Genomic DNA, 6,000 nt, shown 5'->3' on the forward strand with positions numbered 1-6,000 from the left:
TCCAAAGTTTAAGGAATCGCTATGAACGCTTTAACCGCACTTTCTCCATTAGATGGACGCTACGCTAGCAAATGTGATGCGCTTCGTCCTTTCCTCTCTGAGTTTGGTTTAATCCATGCTCGTGTGACTGTTGAAGTGCGTTGGTTACAAGCGCTTGCAAACCGTCCAGAAATCACTGAAGTGCCTGATTTCAGTGCTGAGACCAATGCTGCACTTGATGCAATTGTTGCTGACTTTTCTGAAAGCGATGCCAACCGTATTAAAGATATCGAACGTACCACGAACCATGACGTCAAAGCCGTTGAGTACTTCCTGAAAGAAAAAATTGAAGGCATCGAAGAGCTTAAAAATGCGGGTGAATTCATTCACTTTGCGTGTACCTCTGAAGACATCAACAACTTGTCTCATGCATTAATGCTGAAAAGTGGTCGTGATGTATTGGTTGCATCTATGCAGCAAATCATTGACTCAATCGTGGCATTGGCTGAAAAGCATGCTGACCAACCTATGTTGTCTCGTACACATGGTCAGACGGCAAGCCCAACCACTTTGGGTAAAGAAATGGCAAACGTAGCGTACCGTCTTGCGCGCCAAATCAAACAATTCAAACAAGTTGAGCTTTTAGGCAAAATTAATGGTGCGGTAGGTAACTATAACGCTCACCTTTCTGCTTACCCAGACATCAACTGGCCTGCACACTCACAAGCATTCGTTGAGTCTTTAGGCCTAAGCTTTAACCCATATACCACTCAAATTGAGCCGCATGACTACATGGCGGAACTGTTTGATGCTTTACGTCGTTTCAATACGATTTTGATCGACTTTAACCGTGACGTTTGGGGTTATATCTCGCTTGGTTTCTTCAAGCAAAAACTCAAAGATGGTGAAGTGGGTTCTTCAACGATGCCACACAAAGTAAACCCTATTGACTTCGAAAACTCAGAAGGCAACTTAGGCTTAGCCAATGCTGTACTGGCGCACCTTGGCGAAAAACTTCCAATTTCTCGCTGGCAGCGTGACCTAACGGACTCAACTGTACTACGTAACATGGGTGTTGGTTTTGCACAAAGCTTGATCGCTTTTGAAGCCTGTTTAAAAGGTATTGGTAAACTTGAACTGAATGCTGCACGTATTGATGAAGACTTGAACAATGCGCAAGAAGTTCTAGCTGAACCAATTCAAACGGTAATGCGTCGTTACAACGTTGAAAAACCATATGAAAAACTAAAAGCATTAACTCGTGGTCAAGCCATGACACGTGACATGATGGTTGACTTCGTCAATGGTAATGAACTTGAAGCTGTCCCTGCTGCTGACCGCGCACGTTTAGCGGAAATGACACCTGCAACCTATACAGGTAACGCAGCTGAACAAGCAAAACAAGTTGCTGACTTAATTTCTAAAATCTAATTTTTAGAAATTGAAAAAAGCGAAGCTTAGGCTTCGCTTTTTTATCTATAATGCAAACAAGAATCTCCTATATGCATAATTGAAAAACCAATAAAAATGATGACAATCCTTAAAAGTACAACAACGAAAGCTCACTTTGACTATCAACTGAAAAAACCGCATTGGGTTGCGCTCATTGTACTCGCTGTCGCCATTGCTTTCGCATCGATCCACCCCCTTGAAGTCAGCTCTTATATTCTGCATCAGGTCGGAACCGTATTCATGTTGGTGACGCTGATCATTTGTCTTTATAAAATGGGGCTCAGCTTAATCAGTTTTATGCTATATATTGGGTTTTTGCTGATTCATATACTCGGTGCGCATTATCTATATTCTTATGTGCCCTATAATGAATGGTCTATGCAGTATTTAAATCTAGACCTCAACCAGAGTTTCGGTTGGACGCGGAATATGTATGATCGCTTTGTACATTTAGCGTACGGTTTGCTGCTCTACCCGTTTTTCTACCGTCTGTTTCAAGTGTGGCTGCCTCAACTTTCTAAACTCACCCTATTCTTGCTGGTCATTCAATTTGTGATGGCAAGTAGCCTCATTTACGAATGGATTGAATGGTTTATTGCGATGGGCTTATCGCCTGAAGATGCTGAAAACTACAATGGACAACAAGGTGATATTTGGGACGCGCACCAAGACATGCTTTTAGCCACAGTTGGCGCAATCATCACAGGCATAGCCTGTCTATTGAAAAAGTAGTCATTTTGTCTACCATAAAAAATAACGACAGGACTCATTCAAGTATAAGTGATTTGTACATCAGTTTTAAAAAACAAAAAAAAACACCACGTCAGGCGTGGTGTTTTTAACTCTCTTAGTCTTTCGCAGACTCATCTGTTGGCACTTCAGTAATTCGGCCACCGCGAGCAAGGAATGCCGCAACTTCGTCTTCAAGTGCTTGGCGTTGTTTTAATTTTGCAGTCACCGTCAGTGTTTCAGCTTCGGCAACATCACCATCACTTACAACATTATCAGAAGAATCTGATGCGCCTTTTTCCGCTGCTTGAGCTTCATCTTCGTCGACTGCTGAGTCTTCTACATCATCATAATCATTTGAATCAGTCATCTTAATCTCCCCACAAATGACATTTTAGGTTCCCATGAATTACTGGTTTCCAATTATGTTGAAATTTAACAAGCTCTCAGCCTTTCGCATAGTCTTATTCAACGGAAAATCGTATCTTTTTTAATCAAAATCGTAATCTTATTTTACGACTGCCTAAAAAATAACACTTCCGTTCTTAGACAGCATAACGCGTCTCTTTGAGCAACCCTAAACCATTGGCCTGTGCCATAAAAGCATCTTTTAATACAGGCAGTTTTTCAACCTGTTTCAAACCAAAGTTTCGTGCCCACACCACAGGAAAGAGTTGTGTGGTTTCCATCCAACCGATGGCAGACATGCTATGCATCATGGCATCATTTTGTCCTTTACGGCGGTGTTCATAACGCTTCAGTGTTTGCTCATGTGCCCACGCGCCACGTGCTAGATCATGTAGTAATACATCACACAGTACAGCCGCATCAAGACAACCAATATTCACACCTTGCCCCGCCAACGGATGAATCACATGAGCCGCATCACCAATTAAAGCCAAGCCTGCTTTAACATATTGCTGTGCAGCACGTGCTTTGAGTGGGAAAGTGGCACGAGGTGTCGCTTCCAACACTTCGCCTAACATGTGATGACTTTCTCGCGTTAACAGCTGGGTAAATTCAGCATCTGAAAGTGCAGCATATTCTTCTGCATAATCATCGGGGAGCGTCCATACGATAGATTGCCAATGCCCTGCTTGCTCTGGCTGTAAACTCGCCATTGGTAAAAATGCTAAAGGTCCCATTTCTAAAAAAATCTGATGTGCAACGTGTTGATGAGGCTGTGCCGTGCGAATGGCGCAGCTTAAACCAGCCTGTTTGTAATCCAGCACATCGATATCGATAAACGCTTGTTCCCGTACAAAAGAGTTTGCACCATCTGCACCAATCACCAGTTTGGTTTTCAACACCGTACCATCGGCCAAATGGATATACCACATCCCAACACCTTCTTCTACACGGGCAACTTTAACCTGAGTTCGGTAATCGTTGAGTACAGCAAGCATCTGCTGTTGAATCGCTAAATTAAGCAAACTTGGCTCAACCATAGAACCGAGTGCTTGTTCGCCTTGTGGTTCCTTCTTGGACGTATGACCAAAGTTAATTTCACCATAGCCATTTTTATTCCACACCTGCATGCCACTATACGGCATCTGGCGGGCAATCTTGTCCCAAACATCAACGGTTTTAAGCAAGTGTATCGTCGCTTGACTGAGTGCCAAGACACGTGGGTTTGCAACACTCAAGGTTTTTTGTTCATCTAAAATAGGTGCAGCATCCAGTACGGTAGCTTGCACACCGCCTTGCGCCAAAAGCAAGGCGGTCAGTCCACCAACCAAACCACCACCAATAATCACCACATCTAAAACATCAGTTTGAACATGACTCATGCTTTTAGTCCCATGGCATAGTTGGCAACGAGCGGTTTAATGCCTGGAATCGTATCAAACGCGACCAAACCAGTATTCCGAATAAACTTTAAGATTGGATTACTGTTGCTAAAACCTCGTACCACCGAATCACAGAACTTAATTACGCGTTGTTGATCGGTCAAACGTGAAGCCTCATAAGCTTGCAGCATTTCGGCATCGCCCAAATCGGCATTTTGCGCAATTTGCTCCGTCAAATAGCGTACTAAGACGTGTGCATCTCGCATACACAGGTTAAAACCTTGCCCGGCAACGGGGTGAATGGTATGCGCGGCATTGCCCATTAACACCAACCGTCCTACGGCCTGCTTTTCTGCTAATACTTGTGACAATGGAAAACTAAAACGCTTACCTGTTTTTTGGAACTTTCCTGCACGGTCGCCATAAGTTTCTTGCAAAGCATCTAAGAAATGCTGGTCATTTTCATCGCCCAACCATTCACCTTCTGTGCCTTTTTTCACAGGCCAAACCACGGAACGACGGTATTCTCCAGGAAGAGGTAATAATGCCAATGGCCCTAAGCTACTAAAACGTTCAAAACCCACATGGTTGTGCGGTTTTGAGGTTTGTACCGTGGTCACAATAGCGACTTGATCATAATCATGCTCCGAAGCACCTATTCCTAAGGCTTTACGGCAGAATGAATCACGTCCATCTGCAGCAATGACAAGTTTTGCTTGCAATGACAGTTGTTCTTCTCCACGACTCGCTTCTATGTATGCCATATCGGCATCTTGGGTCAGTTGGGTGACTTGTACACCATCAATCAGCTCAATAAATGGTTGTTTTTGAACTTCCGTCAGTAGTACACGACCAAGCCATGCGTTTTCTATGACCTGCCCGAAGCTTTCGACTTTTTCTTGTTCTGCTTTAAGACGCGCCTTACCAAAGCTGCCTTGTTCGGTGATATTCACTTCTAAAATAGGTGTTGCATGTTCTTGTAAAGCGTTCCATAAACCCAGTTCTTGGTAAATTTGAACTGTGCGACGTGACAAGGCGCTGTTTCGTGCATCAAAGCTAGAATGGTATGGCGCAAGGTTTACATCATCATAATTTGGGTATTTGATCGCCTCTAAAAGCTTCACTGCCATGTTTTGTTTGGCTAACATCAACGCTAGACTGAGTCCGACCATACCACCACCGACTATGATGACTTCTTGTTGCATGCTTCTATCCTTTTTATGGCGTACCTAAAGTCAAAAACTTCAAATACCTATAAGTTTTAATGGATTTATATTACATCAAAGATTTTCTTTTTTATAATGAAATGGATGTTTTTACGTACTTTCACCGTAAAGTGTCATGTCATGATTTTTGAAAAGACAGTCTTTTCGATTTTCATCAAAACTTGTTCAGAACACGGTTTAAGCAAACTTATGAAAAATCTGGAGCTCTGATTAAATAGTAGGCGTGGAACGTGAAGAATCAATAAAAAGCCGTTCTAGGGTTCAGAGCACTAGAACAACTTTAATTAAAGTATTGATTAAGAAGGATAAATTTCAATAATTTCGTATAAGGTGTATTATGTTAATTTTAGAAAATTTAAACATTTACCTTATAATTCAACTGTAGTTCATCCGCATTTCTCCCTCTAATGCCCCAGTTTTCTTTAGGAGTTTCAAATATAGTTATCTCAACATCATTTGAATCAATACCGCATAGATTGTTTATATTTTCGAATAGAGACCTAATAAATGCTTTTTTAGTCTCTTTTGTTCGTCCATCGAACATAGAAATTTCAATAATTATATAAGATTTACTGCGATCTACTGGATATACAAAATCCTTAGATTCTAGTGCGATAAAACGTTGAAACCTTTTCTCTTCAGGGTATTTTAATTCTTTAACTAAAGCCTGATGGATAGCTTTACTTAAATTATCACGATGTAATTCTATTGTTTCATTTAAAGCATAAATTTTTATCTGAGACATTACTTTCTCTAAATTAAAACCCTAATTTTAGCTTAGTTTCTCCCCTATTTAACATAATGGCACTTATACGAAAACAAAG

General features: G+C 41.5%; 6 protein-coding genes. 2 read left to right on the forward strand and 4 right to left on the reverse strand.

Annotated elements, in window-relative coordinates:
* Positions 1-21 precede the first annotated feature (21 nt).
* Complete coding sequence (gene purB / locus ACY3FQ_RS10940) at positions 22-1,410, forward strand: adenylosuccinate lyase (RefSeq protein ID WP_151836997.1); 1,389 nt, start codon at positions 22-24, stop codon at positions 1,408-1,410.
* Between the two features lie 96 nt (positions 1,411-1,506).
* Entirely contained in the window at positions 1,507-2,163 is a 657-nt protein-coding gene (locus ACY3FQ_RS10945) for a DUF2238 domain-containing protein (RefSeq protein WP_050764484.1), read from the forward strand.
* A gap of 115 nt (positions 2,164-2,278) precedes the next feature.
* Here the strand turns inward: ACY3FQ_RS10945 and ACY3FQ_RS10950 are convergent, their stop codons facing one another.
* The 4 genes from ACY3FQ_RS10950 to ACY3FQ_RS10965 all read right to left on the reverse strand — a co-directional run bounded on the left by ACY3FQ_RS10950 (position 2,279) and on the right by ACY3FQ_RS10965 (position 5,921).
* Entirely contained in the window at positions 2,279-2,530 is a 252-nt protein-coding gene (locus ACY3FQ_RS10950) for a hypothetical protein (RefSeq protein ID WP_151836998.1), read from the reverse strand.
* Positions 2,531-2,705: 175 nt separating this feature from the next.
* Positions 2,706-3,950, reverse strand: coding sequence for an FAD-dependent monooxygenase (locus tag ACY3FQ_RS10955; protein ID WP_489774044.1), 1,245 nt, complete (start codon positions 3,948-3,950; stop codon positions 2,706-2,708).
* Positions 3,947-5,155, reverse strand: a complete 1,209-nt coding sequence (gene ubiH / locus ACY3FQ_RS10960) for a 2-octaprenyl-6-methoxyphenyl hydroxylase (RefSeq protein WP_151837000.1) — start codon at positions 5,153-5,155, stop codon at positions 3,947-3,949. The genes ACY3FQ_RS10955 and ubiH overlap by 4 nt, the downstream gene beginning before the upstream one ends.
* A gap of 376 nt (positions 5,156-5,531) precedes the next feature.
* Positions 5,532-5,921, reverse strand: a complete 390-nt coding sequence (locus tag ACY3FQ_RS10965; protein ID WP_114836855.1) for a tautomerase family protein — start codon at positions 5,919-5,921, stop codon at positions 5,532-5,534.
* Positions 5,922-6,000 lie beyond the last annotated feature (79 nt).

The sequence above is a fragment of the Acinetobacter sp. AB03 genome, assembly GCF_058107045.1.